A 25,775-nucleotide genomic window follows, 5' to 3' on the forward strand; every position below is an offset into this window, starting at 1 on the left:
GTGTAAAATAAGATTACTGTGATGAATGTTAACATGGAGAGATAGGTGAGTGACTATGCTGAATGCTATGCGATTCGACGGTAATTCTCAAAGGACATCTAGGAAAGCCGCGGAGGTATTTCCTTTCTTGGAAGCTTACATTGCCCGCAAGGAACAGCAGGCTTTAGAGATCGAGCAGGTAGTGGAGCGTTACGAAATGAAGAGAATGAAGGAAGAGCGGGCTTATCAAGCGATGTCTTCACTTCGTCGCATGTTTACGGGGAAGAAACCTGACCATCATCTGGCCGTTGAATATATCCATTATGTGAAGAAGCCGATGGAGCAAGTGAATAAGCTTCGATCGGAGATAGCACGTGCCAGACAGATTATGAACGAATCCAAGCCTGGCGAGGACATTACCATTCCCGATGATTTCGAAGAACTGCTTAACTAATATAAAGATTAAAACCCTTCTAGATAGAAGGGTTTTTTGCTGTCGTTTTATCCTTTTTTCAACTGTTCCAAATCCAGAAAACCGTCTTCTTGGCTATAAGCGGGAACCCCGTGAATCCCTACATCCAAGCCTACGAGTTCTTCATCACTGCTGACACGTATGGGTACGATAAGGTTAATGAGCTTCATGACGCCCCAGGTGATGGCGAAGCCCCAAATGCAAATCGTAACGAGACCTAGTGCTTGAACGCCTAGCAGGCCGAATCCGCCGCCATAAAATAAACCGGCTGTTCCTTCGCGGATCGTATCAGGCTGAGCGAATAAGCCTACAGCCAATGTTCCGATGCTGCCACTGATCCCATGCACAGGAAATGCTCCGACAGGGTCATCGATTTGTCTAGCTTCCAGCATTTCCGTTGCGTAGACCATTGCGATTCCGCAAATGGCTCCAATGAAGATGGCGGCCGCATCACTAACGAAAGCACAGCCAGCAGTGATGCCGACGAGTCCTGCGAGTGCGCCGTTGATGACCATTGGCGGGTCAGCCTTGCGATAGCGCATCATTGTGAACAGGATGCAGGTTGCACTGCCTGCTGCTGCAGCCAACATGGTTGTTACAGCGATATGGCCGATCGATGTATTGGTAGCGCTTAGAGTACTGCCGGAGTTGAAGCCGAACCAGCCGAACCATAGGATGAAGGCACCTACGGAAGCTAGAGGTAAATTGGAAGGCGGGACGATGTTGGCTGAGCCATCCGCAGAAAATTTGCCGATTCGGGGGCCGATAATCATAGCAGCTGCGAGTGCTGAGAAGCCGCCAAGCGCGTGGATAACAGCCGATCCAGCGAAATCAACCATCCCTAGCTTACCAAGCCAGCCGCCCACGGCCCATACCCAGTGACCGGCAATGGGATAAATTAAACCTGTCATGGCAATGGTGTAAAGGATGTAAGCTCGGAAGTTGATGCGTTCTGCGACAGCGCCCGACACGATGGAGATAACAGCAATTACGAAAGCACATTGGAATAGCCAGTAGGTCTCATGTGAGATGTTAAGCACGATGTGTGTTAAATCTCCTCCCATGAAGAAGCCGCTGGTTCCAATGATTCCGCTTGCATCTTTGCCATACATGAGTGCAAAACCGATGAAATAGAAAACAAGTGCTCCGAAAGCGATATCAACAAATACTTTCATAATGATGCTCACGGCATTTTTCTGCCTGACAAAGCCTGCTTCGAGTAACGCGAAGCCCCCTTCCATCAATAAAATCATGGCAGCAGTTAGTACCACCCATATGGTATCTAGACCGCTGGAAAGCTGTTGGATTTGATCCATTTGTAATCTCTCCCTTATATTCGAAGCGTTCTAATGGAACAATTATACGGTTCTCATGATAAGCATGTCAACGAAATACGTAAGAATACATAACATATGTGGCGCATTGTTCGTATCTTCCAAACTCATGTCAGTTATTTGTTGGTTGTGTTCGAAAAACTCAGTCTCTAGACCGAGGCGGCCTTCAATCCCTCGTCTCTTTTCAATCATGCTTGTATCTTATAGACTAGAAGTATCTTAACAACGATGTATACAAATGGAGGAAGAACGTATGAATCCGCATATGTTTCAACGCATGATTTGGGGGCTTGTCCTTGTGACGGCAGGTATCCTTTTTTTACTTAATCAACTGGGGTTCATTCATATTGACCTTGCTTATATGATTTCCACGTATTGGCCTGTCATTCTCATCTTGTATGGCCTCGTCGGATTCGTATGGCAGCGTAAGTATCATTGGGGTGGCTCAATTTGGAGCTTGCTCGTTTGCGGCGTAGGAACGATTTTCCTTCTTAAGAATCTGAATCTCACCGATCGCTCGCTTGGAGACATGTTCAAAACTTTGGCTCCTGTTGCTTTAATCTTATTCGGACTGAATGTCATCTTCCGCCCTGGTCGCAGAGAATCACCTGACTGGCTTTCAATGAAAGAAGCGAAAGAGCAAGCAAGAAGAGAGAGACGGGAGGCAAGGCGGAAGGAACACGCGAAGCATAGCAATCCGTGGGATTCCTCCAGTTGGAATCATCCTGCGGCGAAGGCGTCTAATAAGGATAAAGCAGAGCAAGACTCTTTCTTGGGAAATGAAACGAAGCATACACTAAGCGATGAGGAGAAAGAAGTTCTCAAGGATATTCATGGCGAATTTCATCAAAAGCATGCAGAAGAATGGCTTGGCTCTGGGGATCCAGCCGCGAAGAAGCCATCTATTCAACCTGAATCGCAGGCTCAGCCGAAAACACAAAATCTTCATGGCCACAGCCATAACCACCACCACCACCGCTACGATGACTTCGTACGCAACTTTGATTCTGGCGATGTTCTTCATCGTCATGGTTTCATCGGGGATGTGCATCTGGGGCAAGAGGCTTGGGAATTAAAGCCGATTCAAATCTCTCATTTCATTGGAGATTCTGTTATTGATTTGACTCGCGCCGCCATCCCACTTGGAGAAACAACGATTCATGTAACGGCTTTTATCGGCGATGTGAAAATATTTATTCCTAACGATCTGGATGTAGAAGTTCGGGTGATGGCAAGTTCTTTTATAGGGGATATGAAGGTTCTTGATCGTCGTGAGAGTGGATTCTTGCGCAGCGTGAGAACACAAACCTCCCACTATGAAGAAGCTGAGCGCAAGCTGATTGTCACGACAAGCATGTTTATTGGTGATATCACAATCAAAAAGATAGGTTAAGGATGGAGCATGTACAAATTGCGAATGTTCAATATGAAGTGGCAGCTGCTGAATTACTTTCTGATCTCGAGTCTTCTCACCGTCTCAAGTATTTTTATAGTGCTGGAATACTACAGCCGGGAGCTTGCGTCATGGGAGTTCCGGATGTGGTTTCTCATTGCCATTTTGGCGGTCTGTTTAACAGTTGGTTATATAGCAACCAAGAGATGGCAGCGTAAAGTTGATGAACTTCATGTGGCTATGCTCGAACTATCTAAAGGGAATTTCTCGAGCCGAGTTGAGCTGGAGCCTGTTGAACCGTTCATGTACTTATATGATGCTTTTAATAAAATGGCGGCTTCTGTAGAAGAACGTGTTCAGCTGCTGCAGAAACTTGGCGAGGCCGAAGCGATTCGTGATCAAGAACTTACAGAGAATGCCGTAATGGAAGAACGGCGCCGGCTTGCACGTGATTTGCACGACACGGTCAGCCAGGAGCTGTTCGCGATTCATATGTCGGCCTCCTCTTTGCCCAAAATATTGGAAAGAAACCCGGATGCTGCGGGAACGGTAATGGATCAACTTATTCAAATGTCGCATCATGCCCAGAAGCAGATGCGAGGCTTGATTTCACAGCTTAGACCCATTGAATTAAATGATAGGAGCCTTCAAGAAGCCCTGGAGAAGTGGTTTCCGGAATATTGCCGGAACCATGAGCTGCAGGGCCAGCTTGATGTTTCTTTGCGTGATCCGATTTCAGAAGCGATTGAGCATCAGTTTTTCCTGATTATCCAAGAGGGTCTTGCCAATGTCGTGAAGCACGCTTCTGCCAAAGGCGTTCGGCTGGCCATTTATGAAAGAGAGCATCAATATGTGCTTCAGCTGCAAGACGATGGCCAAGGGTTCGAACGGAAGGATATCTCTTCCGCTTCTCATGGTTTATCCACGATGAGGGAGCGAGCGCAGAAGCTGGGCGGAGATGTGGAAATCGACAGTAAATTAGGTTCAGGCACTCGTGTTAGAGTTCGCATTCCACGTTTTACAGGACAGACTGGCATTGTCACAAAGGAAAGAGAGGGAGAAGGGCATGAGTAACATTAAAGTCATGATTGTTGATGATCACGATATGGTTCGCGTAGGATTAAGGACTTATATTTCAATGGAACCGGGGCTGGAGGTTGTCGGGGAAGCGAGCAATGGCCAGGAGGCGTTCGATAAGCTGAGTGGCGAGCTGTCCCAAGGGCTCCCAGATGTTATCTTAATGGATCTCACGATGCCCGTGCTCGATGGGATTGGAGCAACGAAATTAATTTACGGCAAATACCCGCAAATCAGAATCATCATGCTAACCAGCTTTCTGGAGGAAGCCAAAGTACTTGAGGCAGTGGAGTCGGGAGCTATCAGCTATATGCTGAAAACCATCTCATCCGAACAATTGATTCATGCCATCCAGAGCGCATACCGCGGCATGCCTGTGATGAATTCGGAAGTTTCGATGGCGCTTACGAGAGGTGTCAGGCAGCGCAATGCCATGCCGGAGGAAGAAGGACTGACTTCACGCGAGAAGGAAGTGCTGTTATTGATTGCAGAAGGTAAAAGCAATAAAGACATCTCTGAGGAGCTTTTTATTAGTATAAAAACAGTCAAAACGCATGTCAGCAATCTGCTGATGAAGTGTGAATTAGATGATCGTACACAGTTGGCTATTTTTGCACACCGTAAAGGCTGGGTTTAATGAGGCAGGCATTTTTGACACATAAAAACTACATTTTGGAACACTCTATGCGTAAGGAAACTAATATGAACGCTTAAGGAGTGTCGGAATGAAAACAATATCATCATCATTAGAACAGGTCAAAGAGTCTTTCGACAGTGTGAGAGACCACCTGCATGAGTTTGACTTTGCGCTGGGTGGCAACTGGGATTATGACCATGGTTATTTTGACCGGTTTTTAGATGAAGCCCATAAAGTGTGGTTGCGCATTCCTTTTCAAGTGGTGACGGGTAGAATCGATGGCGATACGGAGGCGACAGATGCCATCGTAGAAATGGGAACCCCCTTTGTGCTGAAACATGTCTATAATGAAGGCCTAGATCAAGAGGCAGAAGCGGAAACCTATGGAGCTATGATTGATCAGTTTCAAGCGCCGCTAGATCCGGATGCTGAAGTAGATGACAAGTGGGTCAAAGAAGCTGCGGGACTGCTCAAAAAGGTTGAACAAGCTTGGCTGCAATAGAAGTGTCCTTTTTTTACCTCCATTTTATTGTTTTTTAATATTCGTTTAAGGTTGTGAGTGCATGATAGTACCATAGACAGCAAGACATAAATCAACTAACAAACATGCACTTTATAACTCATATAAACAAATGGAGGTAAGAAGTATGGAAGACAACAAAAAAGACTATAGCGATTTCTTCAAGTCGCAGAATAACAATAACGATTCGAATGACACAATGAACCGTAAAGAAACGAACCCTGAGGAACCGCATGACCCGAACAAAGAAAGACCTTCTTACTATTATTCTTATGGACCTTACAAGTCAGCTTTTAACGAGAATAACGAACAGGAAGCACTTACAACTTCCGCGTCAAGTACAGAGGGAACTTCCAGTGTTGAGGTTACTCCACCAAAGAACTTGCGCCCATTCAGTTTCGGCCCTGATGTAAGTTCTTCACAAGGACCTGGTCCTTGGGATCCTCATGCTAGAAAACGTTCATCTGTAAAAAGCGTTTTCGCAGCTTTCATGGCAGGCGCCTTGGTCGTTGGTGCACTCATGTTCAGTGCTGATAAGTTGAACTTGTTCACAGGCAACCAGCCGCTGGCTTCAGGCAGCACGACTACAGCAACGACGAAGAGCTCCAGCGATAACGGTGAAGTGAAGAATGTAGGGCTTGACGTTGTCCGCCCAGGCAATATTTCTGCAATTGCCCAGAATGCTGGGCCAGCTATCGTGAAGGTCGAATCTCTGGTGAAACCGAAGCAGTCGACGCGCGGCGGTGGTAACTCACTTTTCGATGATCCGTTCTTCCGCCAATTCTTCGGAGATAACGGCGGCGGTACTGCACCGAAGAGTGGTACGGAAGGATCAGCCAGCGGCGAGCTTCAGCCAGCAGGCATGGGAACAGGATTTATTTTCGAGAAAACGGGCTATATTCTAACGAATGAGCACGTAGTCGACGGAGCTGATGAGGTTCAAATTACGGTTGAGGGTTACGATAAGCCGTTCAAAGCCAAATTGCTTGGTAATAGCTACGATCTAGACTTGGCTGTCCTCAAAATTGAAGGCGACAAAGATTTCCCGATTCTCCCTCTTGGCAAAGCAGAAGATGTGAATGTTGGGGATTGGGTTGTTGCCATTGGTAACCCTTACGGCTTCGATCATACGGTAACCGTTGGTGTGCTGAGTGCGAAGGAACGTCCGATCAGCATTCCGGATACCAAAGGAACACGCGAATATAAGCATTTGCTTCAAACCGACGCTTCCATTAACCCTGGTAACTCCGGCGGACCTTTGCTCAATTTGAATGGTGAGGTTATCGGGATTAACACGGCTGTAAGCTCACAAGCTCAAGGGATTGGATTCGCGATTCCGACAAGCACAATCTCTTCGGTATTGGAGAACTTGAAAAACAACGTTCAAATTCCTAAAGAACCAGTTCCTTACTTAGGTGTAGGTTTGCAAGATATCGGTAAAGATTGGGTTAGTGAATTGAAGCTTTCAAATACGGATGGGGCATTGGTAGGCAGCGTTCAACGTAAAAGTCCTGCTTTCCAAGCTGGTCTTCGCCAATACGATGTAGTTGTTGATATTAACGGCGCGAAGATTAAGAACTCCCAGGAGCTGATTACGAAAGTTCAAGCAACAAAAGTCGGCGATAAAGTAACATTAGGTGTTATTCGTGACGGCAAACGCATGGATGTTCCGCTTACAATCGGAGACAAAAATACATTGGCTGAAACACCTGCTGAATAAAAGAAAGTATCCAATCTACAAAAAGAGATTCGTGCGTACGATAAAAAGGAAGTGGAGACCCGCGGGCCGGATGCTTGCAGGCTCTGCTTCTTTTTGCTTGTCAAGCGGATTTTGATACAATGAAAAGAAAGAAGGGGGGCCAACCGATGAGAGAAAATATTATGGTTATCGATGATGATGAGAAAATTACGTCTATGTTAAGACGTGGCCTGGCATTTGAAGGCTATTCCGTTGAAACGGCAAGCAATGGTGCTGAAGGACTTAAGCAAATGCTGAGAGCGGAGCCGAATTTACTGATCTTGGACGTGATGATGCCGCATATTGACGGTTGGGAGGTCGTGCGCCGTATCCGCGAAAGCGGCAGCGAGGTGCCAATCTTGATGTTAACAGCCAAAGATGAAATCAGCGATCGTGTGAAAGGCTTGGATCTTGGGGCTGATGATTATTTGGTCAAGCCCTTTGCGCTGGAGGAACTGCTCGCCAGGGTGAGAGTTCTTTTGCGTCGTAGAACGGAGCGCGCTGAGCAGCCTACGAACCGTTTGAACTATGAGGATACGATACTTGATTTGGATACACGTGAGGTTTTTCGTGGCGATAAATTGATTGAACTTACAACCAAGGAATTTGATTTGCTGCACTTGTTCATGCAGAATCCGAAGCGTGTTCTTTCGCGTGATATTATTATGGAAAAAATTTGGGGCTACGATTACAGTGGTGAGTCCAACGTGCTCGAGGTCTACATAGCGCTGCTTCGTCAAAAAACAGAAGAGTTCGGCCATAAACGATTGATTCAAACCGTCCGGGGAGCGGGGTACGTATTGAGAGGAGAATTCTGATATGTCGCTTCGTTTGCGGCTGACGCTTTGGTATTCAGGTGTTTTGGCATTGACGATGCTGCTTTTCGGGATTGTGCTGTATGTTTTCTTGAATTATTTTTTGTACGATCAGATTCGTCAGGATTTGAAACGTGAAGCAGGAAATTCCTCCCTGCGTATTCAGAAAAGCATTGCCCTTTCACAAAAAGGGCTTGTCGTCGAACTTGAGCTAGAGAACAGAGATATTTATTCAACGAATACATTCTTGCAATTATATAATGTGAACCTCAAAAGCTTTAATCGCTCGGCTAACCTGCAATATTATAATGTAGCTCTACCACTAGATGCTTCTAGTATCGATAAATTGAGAGGGGATGACGATGGTTTCTTTCAAAAAACCAAAGTTCTTGAACAGGATTTCCTTATCTATTATCAAGGTGTCTATGATCAATCCAGCAATTTGATTGGAATTCTCCAAGCGGCTGTCCCTATTGGCAGCTACGAGAGAACAGCTGTGACTCTTAAGTATACGCTGATGTTCTGGGCATTGCTGACGATCATCGTTGCTGCTTCGCTGGGGTGGTTTTTGTCGCGTAAGGCGCTACAGCCGATCGAACGCGTGATTGACGCTGCCAATCAAATTGGCAGCGGAGATGATTTGGAGAAACGAATTGAGTACTCGGGACCACTTGATGAAATCGGTCGGCTCACCCAAACAATTAACGGCATGCTCTCGCGGATCCAGATTACTTATCTGGAACTGGATGAAGCTTACCGCGCGCAGCGGAGATTCGTTTCGGATGCCTCACATGAGCTGCGCACGCCGCTGACGACGATTCGTGGGAATGTGGATCTTCTGGAGAAGATGTGGAAGAAGACGTCTGGGACGGAACTCGCCACACCCGAGCAGATGCAGATGTCGCTGGAAGCTATGCACGACATAGCTGGAGAAGCGCAGCGGATGAGCAGGCTCGTGAACGATCTTCTCGCGCTTGCTAGAGCAGATGCAGGGGTTGTCATGGAGAAGAATCCTGTCGAAATGCTGCCTCTCGTACAGGAGGTTGTGAGAAGGGCTCAATTATTGGAGCATACCGCGGATTGGCAGGTAGGCGATCTGGAAGCTCTAGAGGACGCTATCGTGCAAGGTAATCGTGATTATTTGCAGCAGCTGTTGTTCATTTTCATTGAGAATGCGTTCAAATATACACCAGTTGGGACCGTGTCGTTTCATGCTTCGCGGACGAACAATTTTATCGGTATTCAAATTATAGATACGGGCATCGGGATGGATAAAGAAGATATTCCCCATATATTCGACAGATTCTATCGTGCTGACTTATCTAGAGGGCTAACTACGGGTACAGGACTAGGTTTATCGATCGCCAAATGGATTATTGATGAGCATGGAGGATCCGTTGAAGTGACGACGCGCAAAGATGAGGGCAGTACATTTATGATATGGTTGCCGGCTAACTTTCCTCTACCTGTGTAATCCGTTATAATAAAAGGAAAACAGATGATGTGGGTAGGTGGAAGGCATGGAAGTCGTACGAATTTCTCCAAGAGGCTATTGTTATGGTGTCGTAGACGCGATGGCATTGGCTATGCAAACAGCAAAAAATTTAAATCTTCCAAGACCAATTTATATATTAGGCATGATTGTGCATAATGCGCACGTCACCGATTTCTTCAAAGAAGAAGGTGTCGTCACACTGGATGGCGAGAATCGTCTCGAAATTTTGGAGCAAATTGAAAAAGGTACTGTCATTTTCACGGCGCATGGCGTTTCTCCGGAGGTAAGAAGACGGGCTAGAGACAAAGGTTTGACGGTTGTCGACGCAACTTGCCCAGATGTGACAAAAACACACGATTTGATTCGCGAAAAAGTAGCAGACAATTACGAAGTTATTTATATTGGTAAAAAGGGGCATCCGGAGCCGGAAGGCGCTGTAGGGGTTGCTCCTGGCCTTGTTCACCTGATTGAGAAGCTGGAAGAGGCTGACCAGCTGAACATTAAGTCAGAGCGTATCATCATTACGAATCAAACAACGATGAGCCAGTGGGATATCAGGCACATCATGAATCGCCTCCTGGAGCTGTTCCCTAAAGCGGAAATTCATAATGAGATTTGTCTTGCAACACAAGTGAGGCAAGAAGCTGTGGCAGAACAAGCCAAAGAATCCGATCTTGTTATCGTTGTGGGAGATCCCAAAAGCAATAACTCTAACCGCTTAGCGCAAGTTTCAGAGGAAATTGCTGGCGTCAGGGCGTATAGAATAGCTGATATCACAGAATTGAATCGTGAATGGTTAACCCATGTCCGTAAAGTTGGGGTGACTTCAGGGGCATCGACACCGACACCGATTACCAAAGAAGTCATATCTTACCTAGAAAGCTACGATCCGAAAGATGAAACCACTTGGGCAGTTACACGTACTATTAATATGAAGAAGCTCATTCCGGCTATGAAGTCCAAAGCAGCCAGCAGTGAGTAATTCGTATTTATTCCACAGGGCGGGATTGTGACCAGCATGCAGAGCACTCAGAAGGTGAAAATGATGAAAACTCGCTACGATTGGAAAAGCAGCAAACGCTGGTTTCGGTACAAATATTTACTTCTCTTACGTGCCAAAGGCGGCCCTTCTAAGGTTGCACGCGGCTTTTCAATTGGTCTGGCTATAGAAATGTTCACCCTGCCTACAGCAGGATTTGCATTCGTTCTTATTTTTCCTTTGGTATATTTGTTAAGAGCTAATCTGCCTGCGGCATTAATTGGGTTTGTATTCGGTAAAATCATTTATATTCCGTTCTCAATTCTCAATAAGCAGGTTGGAGATTGGTTGGTACCGAAGCATGTTAAGGTTTATCTGATTCATCATTTACCGCATATCCTATCCAATATCATCAGAAGCGGTTTGGACTTGATTGTAGGTGGCATGGTGGTCGGAGCCATTCTCGGTCTTATCGCTTACTTCCCTGTAGTGCTCTTTCTCAAATACCATACTAATCGTCGCAAGGAAAAACGCAGAATCCGCAAGGATCAGCTCGCACCTTCTAAGCAAGAAGAATAATAGCAAATAAATTAACGCTTGACGAATCTTCGTCAAGCGTTGTATATTTACTTTAGTGATTAAAAGCGTAGAAGCGAACAAGCGTTGAAGTGATTAAGTGGAACAACCCATATAAATGAGGAGCGTGTATATCATGATCGCCATTACTTCCAACAAAACGTCTGATGAGCGTATTCAAGAAATCGTCCAATTTATCGAGAAGCAAGGTGTGCAAGCTCACGTCTCCAAAGGCGAAGATCGCACAGTTATCGGGATTATCGGTCAAGCAGATCCTAAATTAGCAGAACAACTGCGCCAAATGTCAGGAGTCGAACAAGTCGTGAAAATTTCGAAATCATACAAACTAGCAAGCCGTGACTTCCATCCGGCAGATACTGTTATCAATATTAAAGGCGTAGAAATTGGCGGCGAGCAGTTAGTCGTTATGGGCGGACCTTGCGCCGTAGAAACACCGGAGCAAATCGATGAAATCGCCCGTTTGGTGAAAGCGGCAGGGGGGCAAGTGTTGCGCGGCGGCGCGTTCAAGCCAAGAACAGGACCTTACAGCTTCCAAGGCGTTGGCGTAGAAGGTTTGATCATGATGGCTGAAGCGGGCAAGAAGCATGGACTTCTAACGATTACAGAAGTTATGACTCCTGAGTACGTAGATGTGTGCGCTCAGTATGCAGATATCCTGCAAGTTGGCACGCGCAATATGCAAAACTTTGATCTGCTTCGCAAGCTTGGCACGATTCAAACACCAGTCCTGCTGAAACGCGGATTCAGCTCCACCTATGACGAATTCCTGAATGCTGCAGAATACATTCTTGCCGGCGGTAACCCGAACGTGATGCTCTGTGAGCGCGGAATCCGAACATTCGAAACTTACACACGTAATACATTGGATTTATCTGCTATTCCAGTACTTAAACAGCTTAGCCATCTTCCTGTCATATCTGATCCAAGCCATGGTACGGGTCGCAGAGAACTTGTCGTTCCGATGACGAAAGCTTCCGTTGCTGCAGGCGCGGACGGTTTGATCATCGAAATGCATACAGATCCGGACAACTCCATGACTGGTGACGGCGTACAATCGCTGTTCCCGGACCAATTCGCAAACTTGCTTGTTGATTTAGAGAAGCTTGCTCCATTGCTTGGCAAAAAGTTCGATACGCAGAAAGAAGCTATTCTGGCATAAGATTATGTTCAAGGAAACGAGTTTCTTCTATTAGGAAGAAACTCGTTTCCTTTTTTTGTATATAAGAAAAGTCTGTGAAAGAGTGTGAGCATAGCTTACACATAAATAAAAAATACCTGACATAAGTATTGACTGTGAAAGCTTAATCGCTATATAATATGTGCAAGATAACAACAAAAAGTTGAACATTAATCATGTAAAGTACGTTGAATGTACGGAAATGGGAGGGTTTTTTAAATGTCAGTTCAAAACGTGTTGAACCTTATCAAGGAAAAAAATATTGAGTGGGTAGATTTTCGTTTCGTAGGTCTTTCCGGTAAAGCACAGCATATCTCTTTGCCAGCTACGGAAGTAGATGAAGAAACATTTGTAAACGGCGTAGCTTTTGACGGTTCGTCCATCCCAGGATTCCGTGGTATTGAACAATCCGACATGGTAATGATGCCAGATACGGAAACTGCTTATGTAGATCCTTTCACAGCTCACCCAACATTGATCATTATGAGCAACATCCATACGCCAGAAGGCGAGCGTTACGATCGTGATCCGCGCAGTATCGCACAAAAAGCTGAAGAGTATCTTCAAACTACAGGTGTTGGTACGACAGCATTTTTCGCACCAGAATCCGAATTCTTCATCTTTGATGATGTTCGTTTCGAAAATGGCATGAACAAGTCTTACTTCGAAGTTGACTCCGAAGAAGCAGGTTGGAACACTGGCCGTAAAGAAGAAGGCGGCAACCTTGGTTATAAAGTTCCAGTTAAAGGCGGCTACGTTCCAGTAGCTCCAATCGATTCCCAACAAGACATTCGTTCCGAAATGTGTAACAAGCTTGCTGACGCAGGTCTTCGCATCGAACGTCACCATCACGAAGTGGCAACAGCTGGTCAAGCTGAAATCAACTTCCGTTTTGACACTTTGACTAAAACAGCAGATAACCTGCTCAAATACAAGTACATCGTTGCTAACACTGCAAGAGAATATGGCAAAGTTGCTACATTCATGCCTAAGCCGCTGTTTGGCGACAATGGTAGCGGTATGCACGTTCACATGTCCATTTTCGACGGAACCGAGCCTTTGTTCTACGAAAAAGGAGCATATGCAAACTTAAGCGAAATGGCAATCAACTACATCGGTGGTATCCTGTACCACGCACCAGCTTTGATTGCTTTGACGAACCCAAGTACAAACTCCTTTAAACGTCTAGTTCCTGGTTACGAAGCACCGGTTAACCTTGTATTCTCCAAAGGAAACCGTTCCGCTGCAGTTCGTATTCCAATCGCGGCTGTGACACCTAAAGGCTGTCGTATCGAATTCCGTACACCAGACAGCACAGCTAACCCATACCTTGCTTTCGCAGCAATGTTGATGGCTGGACTTGACGGTATCAAAAAGAAAATCGATCCACGTGCACTTGGATACGGTCCTTTCGATACGAACATCTATGAAATGTCCGATGCTGAGAAAGCTGAAATCCGCAGCGTTCCTGGTACATTAGACGAAGCTCTTGATGCTCTTGCAGCTGACTCCGAATTCTTGACTGAAGGCGGCGTATTCACACAAGATTTCATCGATAACTACATCGATTTGAAACGTGGCGAAGCGAAACAAGTTGCAATCCGTATTCACCCGCACGAGTACAACCTGTACTTCGATTGCTAATTCCTTAGCCCTTATATACGTTACTAATATGAGCTGCTTCTATCATGGTTTTCCATGGTGGAGGCAGCTTTTTTAATTGATAATAATTTCTTTTTAATAATAATTCTAAATTAATGGAAATTTATTGAAAACAAGGTATAATGAAAACATCATTTCATATTCATTTATTCCAACGCAGGGAAGGAAGATATTTCATGAGAATCACCCTTATTGCAGGAAGCAACCATCAGGCAGCTACAAGTACAAGGCTCACGGAGTACATTCAGCACTTGGTACAATCACATGGGCATCAAGCAACACTTATTGATCTGAACAAAACGCCGATACCGTTCTACTCACCGGATGATGCTCATGGTGGTCATGAAGCACTTGAATTTCTGAAGCGTGCCATGCATGAAGCGGATAGCATTGTGCTCGCGACGCCCGAATATCATAGCGGAATCTCTGGTGTTCTGAAAAATGCGCTGGATCATCTCGGACAAGATCATTTCCATAATAAGGCTGTTCTTTCTGTTAGTTCATCAGGCGGCGCCGTAGCCGTTAGCTCGCTAACGCAGCTGCAAACAATTGTTCGCAATCTTCACGGTATTAACTGCCCGGAGTGGATTTCAATTGGCGGCGATCAGCGGAAAAGTTTCCAAACGGGAGTAGCTTACGCCGATATTCATCCGGATGTCGATAAACGTGTACGGCGTGTCGTAAATTCTTTCCTCGAGTTGACAAATGCATTGCATGTTCGACAATAGTTTGTTCGACAAGAAATGATTCTTATCGGCATTTTATTTATTAAGAGTAATACAAGGCGTCTCGACGCTGTGTATTGCTCTTTTTTCATTGTTAACCGGTGGAAAAATGAAAATGTATTTACAAGGTTGTTTTGATCTGCTAAACTGACCACTATCTATTGTTAACCTAAAACGATAGATATAAGTTGACAATTAAATCTGTTTAGGAGGGATTGTCGTGTCAAAGTCCTACGAACGGCTCGCGGCTCTAAACAAGTCGCACGTGTGGCATCCTTTTACACAAATGAAAGACTACAATAACGAGGATCCTCTCATCATTGAGCGTGGAGAAGGCGTTAGGCTCTATGATGTCCAAGGACGTGCCTATTATGATGGATTTTCGTCCGTTTGGCTTAATGTTCATGGACATCATGTCCCGGAGCTTAACCAAGCCATCTCGAACCAACTGGAGCTGGTTGCTCATTCAACTTTGTTAGGCATGGCGAATATCCCTTCAATTGAGTTGGCGGAGCAGTTGGTGAACATCTCACCACATGGATTAAACAAAGTGTTTTATTCAGATTCTGGTGCAACCGGCGTGGAAATCGCGATTAAAATGGCTTTCCAGTACTGGCATAACAAAGAAGGGCGCAATAAAAAGTCTTTCATCACAATGGGGCAGGCCTATCACGGAGATACAATTGGCGCTGTAAGTGTTGGAGCGATTCCGCTTTATCATGAGGTGTTTCGTCCCATGCTGTTCCAATCGCACGTCATTCCTTACCCCTATGCCTATCGGCATGAAGGAGGGGCAGAGGGAGCCAAAGAAGCGACGATAACTGCTTTGCGAAGCTTGCTAGAGGCGCAGGCAGATGAAATTGCGGCACTTATTGTGGAGCCTATTGTCCAAGGCGCCAGCGGAATTGTCGTGATGCCGGAGGGCTGCCTGCGCGAGATGGCTGACCTTTGCCGCAAGCACGACGTACTGTTCATTGCAGACGAGGTAGCAACTGGCTTCGGACGGACGGGTGAGATGTTCGCTTGTGATCTGGAAAACGTAACACCGGATCTGATGGTGGTTGGAAAGGGACTCACAGGCGGCTACTTGCCTGTAGCAGCGACGCTGGCGACAGATGAGATCTATAGTGCCTTTTATGCGGATTATCGCGAGCAGAAAACCTTTTTCCATGGACACTCTTACACGGGGAATCCGCTTGGTTGTGCTGTAGCTTTGGCCAGCCTAAAGCTTTTTAAGGAGAATAACCTATTGGAGGGAGTCCGTTCTAAGGCCGTACTTACGGCAAATAAGCTAGCTGCGCTTAAAGATAGACCGCACGTCGGTGAAATCCGGCAAAAAGGGCTGATGATCGGAATCGAGCTTGTTCGTGATAAAGGGTCACGAGAATCGTACGAATGGGAAGAGCGGATTGGCGTACGGACGAGTCAGAAAGCGAGAGAACTTGGCATGCTGACGCGGCCGCTTGGCAATGTGATTGTCTTCATCCCGCCATTAGCGAGCACAGAGGCTGAACTGGGCGAGATGACGGACATTTTGGCGGCATCCATTATTCAGGTCACAGAAGGATGAGGCGGGTTATGAACAAAGACAGTGAAGAGCCGATCCGGGGTTTGTTCATCACAGGTACGGATACTGGAGTTGGCAAAACGATGGTAACAGCAGCGATAGCGGCGGCGCTTCGTGCGGATGGTTGCCAGGCAGGCGTATGGAAGCCCGTACAGTCAGGCGCACGCCTGGGCAGTGGAGAAACCGATGCGGAACGATTGCTGCAGCTAACAGGCATCAATGAGCGGCCAGACGCAGTAGCGCCATACACCTTTGAAGCGCCACTGGCTCCTATGCTCGCTGCTAGATATGCTGGCGTGACCTTAACGGTGCAGGGGCTGATCGCCGCGGGCACACCGCTAATTGAGCGTTACGACGCCTTGCTAATTGAAGGCGCGGGAGGCGTGGCCGTTCCGCTGAACGATGATGCCTTGATGGCGGATCTGATCGCAGCGCTTCGAATTCCCGCACTCATTGTTGCCCGTTCCGGTTTGGGGACGATCAACCATACGCTATTAACGGCAGCTTTTCTATGCCACTACGGAATCCCTATCGTAGGTGTCATTTTAAATGATGGTGATGATACAGGAATTGCACACGATCCGAGCGTTGCTACGAACGCTGAGCTTATCGAACAGTACAGTGGTCTTCCCGTACTCGGCCGTTTTCCTTTTTTACCCGCTGATGCTGATACAGATCTTTTGATACATACGGCTAGGAATTCCATACAACTGGCACCGATCAAACAAGCGTTAAAGTTCTGCGATAATGAACGCCAAGGAGGAGACAATGAATAACATTTCAACTTGTAAGGATTGGTCTTTGCTCGCCCAAAAAGCTTTAAATGGCGAGTGTTTGACGGAAGAGGAAGGGCTCGCGGTGCTGGAGGCAGGCAATGATGAAGTTCTGCCGCTGCTGCAAGCCGCTTTTCAAGTAAGAAAGCACTATTACGGTAAAAAAGTTAAATTGAACATGATTATTAATGCCAAAAGCGGACTTTGCCCCGAGGACTGCGGCTATTGCTCGCAATCGATTGTTTCAACGGCGCCAGTAAGTAAATATACGTTGCTGGATAAAGATACGCTGCTTGCTGGTGCTCGTGAAGCTATGGCGCGTAAAGCTGGCACGTACTGCATCGTAGCGGCAGGAAAAGGTCCGACAGACAAGGAATTAGCGCAAGTTGTAGATGCTGTCAAAGAAATCCGTGAAACGATGCCGCTCAAAATTTGCGCTTGCCTAGGCATTCTGAAGGACGAGCAAGCACAGCGACTGGCTGAAGCAGGTGTACATCGATACAACCACAATCTCAATACGAGCAAAGCGAACTACCCGTCGATTACAACGACCCATACATACGATCAGCGTGTTGAAACGGTGGAAAAAGTAAAAACATACGGCATGTCCCCATGCTCCGGTGTCATTATCGGAATGGGTGAAACTCATCAAGAAATTGTGGAAATGGCCTATGCGCTGCGTGAACTGGATAGCGATTCGATTCCGATTAATTTCCTGAATGCCATTCCTGGAACACCTTTGGAGCATGCAGGCCGTACTCCGGCGATGAAAGCTTTGAAAGTGCTGGCCTTATTCCGTTTCATCTGCCCATCCAAAGAAATTCGTGTAGCGGGAGGCCGTGAAGTGAATCTGCGTACGTTGCAGCCTATGTCACTGTACGCAGCGAATTCGCTTTTTGTTGGTGATTATTTAACAACAGCAGGTCAATCGATTGGCGTGGATCACCAAATGATCGAGGATTTGGGCTTTGAGATTGAACTCAATGCTTTGTAGGGGGCCGCAATGAATCCGATATCCTCTTTGAAATGGATGGAACAGGAGCTTGCTTCTCTGGATGACGCCTCATTGAAACGATCCTTACGGGGAAGTTCAGCAGTTCCATCGTCTCCAGGGCGGCTGTTCCGGGGGACAGGACCGCAGAACATGCACAACAGGCACAATTTGCTCAACCTGTCAGGCAATGACTATCTTGGACTAGCCCAGCATCCTGCGATGATCGAAGTGATGCGGGAGGTGCTGCTCAAGGAAGGTGTTGGCGCGGGGGCTTCCAGGCTGGTCACCGGCAATCGGCTGGCTTATACGGAACTCGAAGAAGGAATCTCCGAATGGCAGAGCTGTGAAGCCGCCCTTGTATTTGCCAATGGTTATATGGCGAATACAGGAGTTATCCGTGCTGTAGTCGGCAGGGATGATGTGGTGTTCAGCGATCAGCTGAATCATGCCAGTATTGTTGATGGTATTTTGATGAGCCGAGCGGAGATGGCACGTTATCGGCATAACGATATGGAGCATTTGGGAGCGCTGCTGCATAAGCACCGCGATCGGAAACGAAAGCTGATCGTTACCGACGCTGTCTTCTCCATGGATGGAGATCAGGCTCCCCTGAAAGAGCTCATCCTGCTCAAGCATGAGTATGGAGCAATGCTGATGGTGGACGAAGCACACAGCGGCGGCGTATATGGGAGGTGTGGCGAGGGATTATGCCATGCGCTCGGGGTTAAAGACGAGGTGGACATTCATATGGGAACGTTCAGCAAAGCCTTCGGCGCCTATGGAGCTTATGTGTGCGGCAGCCGCACGCTCATCGATTACCTCGTGAATAAGGCGCGCACGCTTATCTATTCCACAGCAATGCCCCCTGCGCTGCTCGCAGGTATTGCTCAAGCATTAGTGCTGGTGCAGCAAGAGCACTGGCGGCGTGAACGGCTGCACACAGGTATTCGTGCCTTCCGATCCTCGCTTCAAAAGTCAGGCTTCTTGCTCGGAATAGGCGACTCTCCTATCGTGCCAATCATCATCGGCGATAATGAGACTGCCTTGCGCTTCAGCGCTGCGCTGGAAGACAAAGGCATCGCAGCGGTTGCGATTAGGCCGCCGACGGTTCCAGAGGGGACAGCTCGCATCCGCTTCTCTTTATCTGCAGCACATACAGATAAAGAGCTGCGGTATGCAGCAGTAAGCATTCGCGAAGTAGGATTGCAGCTTGGCGTTTTGGGATGATGACACAAGGAAAGAAAGCGACGATTGTCTGGTTGCCTGGATGGAGCATGCCGTCCGAGGTTTTTGAGCAGCTATGTAAGTCGCTGCCTGACTATCAACACGTGCATGTCAATATTAGCGAGGCTGAAACGCCTGAGGAGATGCTTTCGATCACAGAAGATGCGGCAGCAAAATGGCAAGCTTCGGAAATCCATAAACCTCTATTTATTGGCGGATGGTCGCTTGGCGGATTGCTGGCGCTTAGATTAGCAGCTCAAGGTAAGGCGAATGGCCTCCTTCTATTTGCGGCTACGGCTCAATTCGTTCGCTCGAAGAGCGAAGCCCATCTAGGCCAGCCGGATGCTTATGTCAGGCAGATGATCAAGGGTGCCGCGCAAGATGCGCTTGCGGTAGAATCCAAATTTCGTCAAATGCTGTGGACAGAAACAGAGCGAGAGACAGGAATAGCCGAAGGGCTGCCTCCAATAGGCAGCTGGACAGTTCCCGCTCTGACGGCAGGCCTTCAGATTTTAAGGAAGGTGGAAGTTAGCGCTGTACGCTCAGAAATTATGTGCCCAGTGCTGCTGTTTCATGGCAGGGAGGACCGGATATGCCCTTATGAAGGGGCAGAAGAACTTGCTGCTGGACTGCCGTACGCAAAGTTACATGCCATACCCGATTGCGGTCATGTACCGTTTGTAGGAAGGGAAGAGGAAATTGCAGCGGAAATGAGGCGGTGGCTTGAACAACAGCACGGAAATTGAGCGTCAATTCAATCGGAGTTCAGCAGGTTCCTATGATCAGCATGCCCATGTGCAGAGGATGATGGCGGAGCAGCTTGCTGCAGCTCTTAAGGGGTTGGACGGTGCGCGCGAGAATGCGCCAATACGCAGCATTCTGGAGATTGGCTGCGGCACAGGCGTTGTGACGAGTGGACTAGTTGATACATGGCCAACAGCCGTGATTACCGCATTGGACATCGCACCTGGCATGCTTCGGGCGGCTGAGCAGCGTGTAGGGTGCAGTCATCCAGCTGCCAGAGACCTACACTTTATTCACGCTGATGTGGAAAAGTGGTCGTTGGCTGCATTGTCGGCTTCGTTCGATTTAATCGTCTCTGGCGCCTGCTTTCAGTGGTTGAAAGAACCGAAGCAGACACTCAAGCATCTTCGGCGTCTTCTTCGCCCAGGCGGCAAGTTGGTGTTCACGACATTCGGGCCGGCAACCTTCTATGAGCTGCATGAGTCATTCATGGCCATGTATCGTGAGGAGGGGCTGAAGCCGCAGCGGCATGGGCTAACTTTTAAGTCCAGCGCTGGGTGGAGAGACATGCTTGTGGACAGTGGCTTCTCGCACATTCAAGAACATGGCCTGCTCCAGGTGGAAACGTACCCGACGCCAAGGGATTTTTTGCATACAGTTAAAGCAATGGGAGCTAGCACGTCAGAGGCAGCTGTTACGCCAGGCGTCAGCACGCGTCGTTTGTTTGCAGGCATGTACAAAATGTATGAGTCGAAGTTTAGCGTACCTGGAGGCGTTACAGCCACCTATGAGCTTTTGATGATGCAAGCGATGGTTCCTAATCAAGATAGAGACTCAGACAGGTTCTGAAGTCTCTATCTTTTTTGTTTTATACATCGTTTTGACACATTTATGTGCTACAGTATGGAAAATTAGGCGTGGAGGGAAATCATGGGTGTAACTTGGACGAACGCGGAAGTTGTTCATTTATTGCTTCGTGCCGGATTTGGAGGGGCAGAGGACGAAGTTAAGGCCTGTTTGGCGCTGGGTCGCGAGGAGACGGTGCGACGGCTTATCGCAGGTGAAGCATTGACCGAAACGGCTGCGCTGACACCTTTTGATCAACTTAACGCAGAGGGTAAGAAAGCTCTGGATCCGGTGCAGCTTGGCGATCAGCAGATGTACTGGTTATACCGAATGGTGAATTCAAACGCACCATTAATTGAGAAAATGACGTTGTTCTGGCACGGACATTTTGCAACAGCAAATTACAAGGTCAAGAATGTCACACTGATGGTTCAGCAAAATACGCTGTTCCGCAAGTATGCTTTAGGCAACTATAAGGAGCTCGTGCTCGCTACCGGCAAAGATCCGGCTATGATGATTTGGCTGGATGTGAATCGCAATAAGAAGAACAAACCGAATGAGAACTACGCGCGTGAAGTGATGGAGCTTTTTACACTTGGCATTGGTCACTATACCGAAACAGATGTGAAGGAAGCGGCTAGAGCTTTCACGGGCTGGACGTACAGCGAGAAGGAAAATAAAGTAGCGTTTAATCCCAAACAGCATGATAATGATCCGAAAACGCTGCTTGGTGAGAAGGGGAATCTGGACGGCGACGAGGCCGTTGATATTATTTTTCATCAAAAGTCGTTATCTACCTTTCTAGCTTTGAAATTGCTCAAATATTTTGTGACAGATAATCCGCCAGACAGCTGGGTACAGCAAGTGGCGAAGCACATTGTAGAGAAGGCGACCATCGGCGAAGTACTTCATGAGCTGTTCTTGTCGGACGATTTCTATCATCCCAATTTACGGCTAGCCCTCATTAAAACACCGGCTGATTATGTTGCTGGTATTCTCAAAACGCTGCAGCTGCCTGCTGCTAGAGGGCATGCGCAAGCGATGAGAAAGATGGGCCAGGAGCTCTTTTCTCCGCCTGATGTTGCAGGCTGGAGAGGCGGCGCTTCATGGCTGAATACCAACTTGCTGCTCGCGAGGTATCAATTCGCCGAGTCCATTGCCATGCAAATGAACAATAAGAAGTTGATGCCGGCTGATGCAACGCCGAAGCAAGCGGAGCTGCCAGAGGAATGGGTGAAGCTGTGGAGTCAGCGTCTCGGGATCACGCAATTATCGGATAAGACGTTGAAAGGCTTAAGCGCTTATGTGGAAGATACGATTGTACATACAAAACAGAAAAACGCCGGTTTACGGGGCTTGCTGCAGCTGATCTTAATTAGTCCGGAAGCACAAATGAAATAGGGGAGGTGAAAGCATTGAAATTAACAAGAAGAGAATTTCTGCTGAAGGGTACGGCGATGTTTGCTACTTTAAGCCTCGGCGGCTTTCTGTTCACAGAAACTGGCAAATCGATATTCGCTGGGGGAGTCAGTGACGATGTCGAGGAGCCGGTGCTGGTTGTTGTGCAGCTTAGCGGAGGCAATGATGGTATAAATACGCTTATTCCTTATGGGCAAGGCGTTTATTATGATGCAAGGCCGACGCTGGCCTATCAGCAAAAGGACGTGCTTGCCCTTGATAATCAAGTGGGCTTGCATCCTAGCCTGGCGGGGCTCGCAGCCCTATTCAAGAGTGGGAACATGGCGGTCATCCAAGGTGTTGGTTACCCGGAGCCGGATCATTCCCATTTCCGGTCTATGGAAATTTGGCAGACTGCCGAGCCGGCGAAAATTAGCCGGAGCGGCTGGTTAGCCCGCTATGTAGAGTCTTCGCTGCGCGATAACACGAACCCGCTCAAAGCGGTTCAGGTTGGTGCAGCGGGCAGCAAAGCTTTTGCCTCGGAAAAGATGAGCTTTCCTGTTGTTCAATCGCTGGAATCGTACCATGTGATCGATCCGAAGACGGCGATGATGGACAAAAATCGGATAACCAAAGCTTTTTTGGACATGTATGGTGATCAGAACCAGATGGAACAGCTGCGAGTCGTTGCGGGGCGCGGATATGAGGCTTATAAAAGTGTTGAAGCCATACAATCGTTAACAGCTGCTTATGTCAATAAAGTGGAGTACCCGAAAACGAATTTTGCCAGTGATCTTCAACTCGTAGCGAAGCTGCTTGCAGGAAAGTCGGGAACGCGGGTATTCAATGTCCAAATTGGCGGATTCGATGATCATGCCGATGAAAAGGAGCAGCATGCAAGGGTTTTGACACAGGTTGATCAGGGGCTGACGGCTTTCTATAAGGATTTGGAAGCGCAAGGTCTGCAGGATCGGGTTGCCATCATGATGTTTTCCGAATTTGGGCGTCGTGTGAAGGAAAATGGGAGCGGTGGCACGGATCACGGCACGGCAGCACCGATGTTTGTGATTGGCGGGAAAGTGAAAGGCGGTCTCTATGGCGCTTACCCGAGTCTAAGTAATTTGGATAATGGGGATTTGAAATATGAGGTTGATTTCCGCTCCGTGTACAGCACTCTGGTGGATAGTTGGTTAAAAGGTGATGCTGCGACTGTGCTTGGAAAACCCTATGAGTCGTTGAAGTTTATATAGGGATAGTGGTAATCTATTTGAAGGAGTGAAGATTTCTAGCATTTGATGGATGCATGGAAGGTGGGCTAAGCACGGTGGGAATAAAACCGATTTCGGATCATTTGAAGGAGCAATTAAACATCCTTTTCGTGGGATATAACCCAAGTATTCGATCGGGTGAAACCGGCCATCACTATGCGAATCCGAACAATCGGTTTTACCGCATATTAGTTCAAGCGGGCTTAACGCCTCGGCTGTATAAGCCTCAAGAAGATCAGGATCTGCTTGAACTCGGTTATGGATTCACGAATATTGTGGCGAGGCCCTCGCTGACGGCAGCTGAAATAACACCTGAGGAGTATAGGGAAGGCCGCATCATTCTCAAGGAGAAGATCCAAAACATAAGACCAAGGGTTGTATGTTTTGTAGGCAAAGGGGTCTACGAACAATATAGCGGCCGTAGAGGCATGACATGGGGCAGCCAGCCAGAGCCCGTCGTACCTGGTGTGGTTGAGTATGTATGTCCCTCCTCCAGCGGGTTAGTTCGAATGAAGCTGGAAGAGATGGTCGCTATTTATAGCGGAATTAAGACATTTATCGGGATGGAGTTGGGTAATGAATGAATATTCCATGGCTGAATTGGGCGAAAGAAATTCAAGCGATTAGTCAAGCTGGGCTTACATATGGTGAGAACGGCTATGATTTGGAGCGCTACGAGGCGCTGCGCAAGATCAGCGTGGAGATGATGAGTCATTTCACGGACACCCCGATTGACAAAGTGACGGAATTATTCGCCAGTGACACGGGGTACCAGACACCGAAGGTTGATATTCGGGCGGTTGTTCTGAAAGAGAACAAGGTGCTGCTTGTGAAGGAAAGAGCCGACGGCGCTTGGGCTTTGCCCGGCGGTTGGGCGGATATCGGCTTCACGCCGAGCGAAGTCGCTGTCAAAGAAACACGCGAGGAAGCGGGTTACGAGGTCAAGCCTGTGCGCTTGCTGGCGGTTCTAGATAAGAAGTGCCATTCACACCCTCCTGCTCCCAACTATGTATACAAGATATTTATCTTGTGCGAGTTGGTCGGCGGAGAGGCGCTCGAGGTCAGCTTGGAGACGACCGAAGTCGGCTTTTTTGGTGAAAATGAACTGCCGCCACTGTCGTTAGAACGGAATACAGTTGAGCAGGTAAAACGGATGCTTGAGCTTGCTAACGGGCCAGCGTCGCAGGTCCTGCTGGATTAACAAGAAGAATGCTCCCCAGTCGTATAGCCACGGCGGGGAGCATTAAGATTTATCGCGTCAATATTGGCTTAAGTTGATTGATCATATCCTCCATTTGATGGGAGCATTGCTCGTACATCGCTTTTGCTTGTTTATTGTTGGTCGTCAGTCCATACAACATAAGGTCTGCTTCGCACTGTTTCAGGGTCGCGAAGAGCGTAGCTTTTTCCTGCGGTACGGGAACATTGATTTTATCATCGAATAAATCAAGATACAGCTGACCGTACGAATCGACTTGCCCCAGAAACACATTTTCAACCGTAACCCCAACTTTGTCCAACTCCGCTTTTAGCCATCCCCGGTTAAATGCAAGGGAAGCTAGCCCTTCATCCATAATCTCACCGTCCATGATGACCGCTTGCGGCTCTTTCTCCGGTGCCACCTTGATGCCCAAATGTTTGGCCGTGAGCGGCAGGTTTTCACGATGCAGCAAGACGTTAATCTCACCGCTGGGCTCCATAATGGCAAATTCAACGTCCGCTACTTTGAAAACGGAGCGCTTGCGCAGTTGTTCCATAAGTTCGTCCGTGGTGAGCCGTTCTTTTTTTAAATTATCCTCCAGCACTCTTCCGTCCTTAATGAGGATCGTCGCTTTACTGTCAATAAAATCGCGCATTTTTTTACTTTTTAGCTGTAAAAGCTCAATGCCTAAAGAACACACAATCCAAACGGTTAACGAGATCAGGCCAAGGTACCATTTCGATTCGAGGTCCAGTGATATCGCTCCAGCCAGGTTTCCGATGGTAATGCCGGTGATGTACTCGAACAGGGATAGTTGAGATACTTGTCTTTTTCCGAGCAGTTTGGTCATGATGAACAAGACGATTACAGCTAAAAAGGTGCGTACGATGACTTCATACACATTTGGCAAGTGATTTCCTCCTTACTTTGCAAAAAAGAAATGAGAAGCAGCATTAGGCGGCGGCTTGAATGTCAGTAGGCAAGTTTCTACATTATTTGTGAAAATAATGGAAGTTATACGCCGGAGCTAAAAGTAAAAAAGCCGATATGTGTCGGGCGGTGTTGAAAGCGCTTTTGTCGAATGAGCAGAAGGATGCATGCAACTGTGGACTCCTATTCAGCTTTTTATGGCGCGTACATGGGTTCGGATTTCCTGCTTC

25 protein-coding genes are annotated in these 25,775 nt (G+C 47.5%); 23 read left to right on the forward strand and 2 right to left on the reverse strand.

Annotation, left to right across the window (positions count from 1 at the left end; all coding sequences use genetic code 11):
• The first annotated feature begins 55 nt into the window (after window positions 1–55).
• On the forward strand, window positions 56–433 hold the full coding sequence (locus GQF01_RS21870) for a hypothetical protein (RefSeq protein WP_235960147.1): 378 nt from the start codon (window positions 56–58) through the stop codon (window positions 431–433).
• Between the two features lie 47 nt (window positions 434–480).
• Here GQF01_RS21870 and GQF01_RS21875 read toward each other — a convergent pair whose 3' ends face one another.
• Entirely contained in the window at window positions 481–1,767 is a 1,287-nt protein-coding gene (locus GQF01_RS21875) for an ammonium transporter (protein ID WP_161408801.1), read from the reverse strand.
• Window positions 1,768–2,038: 271 nt separating this feature from the next.
• Between GQF01_RS21875 and liaF the strand changes: the two genes are divergently transcribed.
• The 22 genes from liaF (at window position 2,039) to GQF01_RS21985 (ending at window position 24,615) form a co-directional block, all read left to right on the forward strand.
• Window positions 2,039–3,178, forward strand: a complete 1,140-nt coding sequence (liaF, locus tag GQF01_RS21880) for a cell wall-active antibiotics response protein LiaF (RefSeq protein ID WP_235960151.1) — start codon at window positions 2,039–2,041, stop codon at window positions 3,176–3,178.
• Window positions 3,179–3,187: 9 nt separating this feature from the next.
• Window positions 3,188–4,252, forward strand: a complete 1,065-nt coding sequence (locus GQF01_RS21885; protein WP_161408802.1) for a sensor histidine kinase — start codon at window positions 3,188–3,190, stop codon at window positions 4,250–4,252.
• Window positions 4,245–4,892, forward strand: coding sequence for a response regulator (locus GQF01_RS21890; RefSeq protein ID WP_161408803.1), 648 nt, complete (start codon window positions 4,245–4,247; stop codon window positions 4,890–4,892). Before GQF01_RS21885 ends, GQF01_RS21890 begins: the two co-directional genes overlap by 8 nt.
• Before the next feature lie 88 nt (window positions 4,893–4,980).
• A complete protein-coding gene (locus GQF01_RS21895) occupies window positions 4,981–5,394 on the forward strand; it encodes a YugN family protein (protein WP_161408804.1) in 414 nt (137 codons plus the stop codon).
• A 145-nt stretch (window positions 5,395–5,539) separates the two neighbouring features.
• On the forward strand, window positions 5,540–7,132 hold the full coding sequence (locus tag GQF01_RS21900) for a S1C family serine protease (protein WP_161408805.1): 1,593 nt from the start codon (window positions 5,540–5,542) through the stop codon (window positions 7,130–7,132).
• A gap of 146 nt (window positions 7,133–7,278) precedes the next feature.
• The gene (locus GQF01_RS21905; RefSeq protein ID WP_161408806.1) at window positions 7,279–7,968 is read left to right on the forward strand and encodes a response regulator transcription factor; all 690 of its coding nucleotides are present in this window, start codon (window positions 7,279–7,281) and stop codon (window positions 7,966–7,968) included.
• Between the two features lies 1 nt (window position 7,969).
• Window positions 7,970–9,439 carry a sensor histidine kinase gene (locus GQF01_RS21910; RefSeq protein ID WP_161408807.1) on the forward strand — a complete coding sequence of 490 codons (1,470 nt, stop codon included), beginning with the start codon at window positions 7,970–7,972 and terminating at the stop codon, window positions 9,437–9,439.
• A 46-nt stretch (window positions 9,440–9,485) separates the two neighbouring features.
• The gene (locus GQF01_RS21915) at window positions 9,486–10,442 is read left to right on the forward strand and encodes a 4-hydroxy-3-methylbut-2-enyl diphosphate reductase (RefSeq protein WP_161408808.1); all 957 of its coding nucleotides are present in this window, start codon (window positions 9,486–9,488) and stop codon (window positions 10,440–10,442) included.
• A 60-nt stretch (window positions 10,443–10,502) separates the two neighbouring features.
• Window positions 10,503–11,018, forward strand: coding sequence for a DUF2062 domain-containing protein (locus GQF01_RS21920; protein WP_235960364.1), 516 nt, complete (start codon window positions 10,503–10,505; stop codon window positions 11,016–11,018).
• Between the two features lie 133 nt (window positions 11,019–11,151).
• The gene (gene aroF / locus GQF01_RS21925; protein ID WP_145659934.1) at window positions 11,152–12,195 is read left to right on the forward strand and encodes a 3-deoxy-7-phosphoheptulonate synthase; all 1,044 of its coding nucleotides are present in this window, start codon (window positions 11,152–11,154) and stop codon (window positions 12,193–12,195) included.
• Window positions 12,196–12,432: 237 nt separating this feature from the next.
• Window positions 12,433–13,857 carry a type I glutamate--ammonia ligase gene (gene glnA, locus GQF01_RS21930; protein ID WP_161408810.1) on the forward strand — a complete coding sequence of 475 codons (1,425 nt, stop codon included), beginning with the start codon at window positions 12,433–12,435 and terminating at the stop codon, window positions 13,855–13,857.
• A gap of 194 nt (window positions 13,858–14,051) precedes the next feature.
• The gene (locus GQF01_RS21935; protein WP_161408811.1) at window positions 14,052–14,603 is read left to right on the forward strand and encodes an NADPH-dependent FMN reductase; all 552 of its coding nucleotides are present in this window, start codon (window positions 14,052–14,054) and stop codon (window positions 14,601–14,603) included.
• A 211-nt stretch (window positions 14,604–14,814) separates the two neighbouring features.
• Entirely contained in the window at window positions 14,815–16,170 is a 1,356-nt protein-coding gene (gene bioA / locus GQF01_RS21940) for an adenosylmethionine--8-amino-7-oxononanoate transaminase (protein ID WP_328803539.1), read from the forward strand.
• An 8-nt stretch (window positions 16,171–16,178) separates the two neighbouring features.
• The gene (gene bioD, locus GQF01_RS21945) at window positions 16,179–16,943 is read left to right on the forward strand and encodes a dethiobiotin synthase (RefSeq protein WP_202556592.1); all 765 of its coding nucleotides are present in this window, start codon (window positions 16,179–16,181) and stop codon (window positions 16,941–16,943) included.
• Window positions 16,936–17,934: a biotin synthase BioB gene (gene bioB / locus GQF01_RS21950; RefSeq protein WP_161408813.1), complete on the forward strand. Its 999-nt coding sequence runs from the start codon at window positions 16,936–16,938 to the stop codon at window positions 17,932–17,934. Before bioD ends, bioB begins: the two co-directional genes overlap by 8 nt.
• 9 nt (window positions 17,935–17,943) lie before the next feature.
• Window positions 17,944–19,161 carry an 8-amino-7-oxononanoate synthase gene (bioF, locus tag GQF01_RS21955; RefSeq protein ID WP_235960154.1) on the forward strand — a complete coding sequence of 406 codons (1,218 nt, stop codon included), beginning with the start codon at window positions 17,944–17,946 and terminating at the stop codon, window positions 19,159–19,161.
• Window positions 19,158–19,904, forward strand: a complete 747-nt coding sequence (locus GQF01_RS21960; protein WP_235960156.1) for an alpha/beta hydrolase — start codon at window positions 19,158–19,160, stop codon at window positions 19,902–19,904. The genes bioF and GQF01_RS21960 overlap by 4 nt, the downstream gene beginning before the upstream one ends.
• On the forward strand, window positions 19,882–20,751 hold the full coding sequence (bioC, locus tag GQF01_RS21965) for a malonyl-ACP O-methyltransferase BioC (protein ID WP_161408815.1): 870 nt from the start codon (window positions 19,882–19,884) through the stop codon (window positions 20,749–20,751). The genes GQF01_RS21960 and bioC overlap by 23 nt, the downstream gene beginning before the upstream one ends.
• 81 nt (window positions 20,752–20,832) lie before the next feature.
• Window positions 20,833–22,149, forward strand: coding sequence for a DUF1800 domain-containing protein (locus GQF01_RS21970; protein ID WP_161408816.1), 1,317 nt, complete (start codon window positions 20,833–20,835; stop codon window positions 22,147–22,149).
• Window positions 22,150–22,154: 5 nt separating this feature from the next.
• Window positions 22,155–23,396 carry a DUF1501 domain-containing protein gene (locus GQF01_RS21975; RefSeq protein ID WP_328803507.1) on the forward strand — a complete coding sequence of 414 codons (1,242 nt, stop codon included), beginning with the start codon at window positions 22,155–22,157 and terminating at the stop codon, window positions 23,394–23,396.
• An 80-nt stretch (window positions 23,397–23,476) separates the two neighbouring features.
• A complete protein-coding gene (locus GQF01_RS21980) occupies window positions 23,477–23,998 on the forward strand; it encodes a mismatch-specific DNA-glycosylase (protein ID WP_161409893.1) in 522 nt (173 codons plus the stop codon).
• Window positions 23,995–24,615 carry an NUDIX hydrolase gene (locus GQF01_RS21985; protein ID WP_161408818.1) on the forward strand — a complete coding sequence of 207 codons (621 nt, stop codon included), beginning with the start codon at window positions 23,995–23,997 and terminating at the stop codon, window positions 24,613–24,615. The genes GQF01_RS21980 and GQF01_RS21985 overlap by 4 nt, the downstream gene beginning before the upstream one ends.
• Window positions 24,616–24,664: 49 nt before the next feature.
• On the opposite strand, the gene GQF01_RS21990 is transcribed toward GQF01_RS21985, so the two are convergent.
• Window positions 24,665–25,525, reverse strand: a complete 861-nt coding sequence (locus GQF01_RS21990; protein ID WP_161408819.1) for a DUF421 domain-containing protein — start codon at window positions 25,523–25,525, stop codon at window positions 24,665–24,667.
• Window positions 25,526–25,775: the final 250 nt, after the last annotated feature.

It is taken from the genome of Paenibacillus silvestris (genome assembly GCF_009882985.1).
Lineage (GTDB): Bacteria > Bacillota > Bacilli > Paenibacillales > NBRC-103111 > Paenibacillus_E > Paenibacillus_E silvestris.